The 536-nt window shown below is 46.8% G+C and carries 1 protein-coding gene; it reads left to right on the top strand.

All coding sequences use genetic code 11. From position 1 onward, the window contains the following. The coding region (locus tag N1032_RS27480) for a hypothetical protein (protein ID WP_259543897.1) at positions 1-536 on the top strand (536 nt) is incomplete at both ends.

Raw genomic sequence — 536 nt, 5'->3', positions numbered from 1 at the left:
CTAGCATGGCTTTAGGGACAGTCGGAAAAAGTTATATTCCCAGCACGGCAGCAACAACATGGGAAGTCTATTACCCTAATGGGTTACTGGCTCAATATAACCAGATTCAAGACTACGGACACCCTCTATCTGACGCTATTAGAGTTATCAAGTCATGGGGTGGAAAAATAACGGGCGGTGGTTCTACTACCCCAGTAAAACCGACAACACCCACACCGACAAAACCAAAGACCACACCCAAAAAGAAACCAGTCGCAAACACAGCCCCACAGACCCCGATATATTTGAAAGGTTCGAGGGGCTACCAGTTGGGCGGTAACAATCACGCAACCCGTTACGGGGACTTTCTCTTTAACAAGAATAAAAAAGCGTCTAGCAAGCCCACAAACAGCAAGAAACCAGCCCAGACAGACCACAACCAAAATGTTAAACAAGGCAATCAGACTAAGCCCAAACCGTCAAACCCTAGTACATCACTTGATTTAGCTTGGCTCGATTCTATCCACGGACAACAAGTCGGGGGGTCAGAACAATGT

The sequence above is a fragment of the Herbiconiux daphne genome, from assembly GCF_024979295.1.
Lineage (GTDB): Bacteria > Actinomycetota > Actinomycetes > Actinomycetales > Microbacteriaceae > Herbiconiux > Herbiconiux daphnes.
Note: the sequence above shows the minus strand (reverse complement) of the source record. Positions and strands in the feature narration are given on the sequence as shown.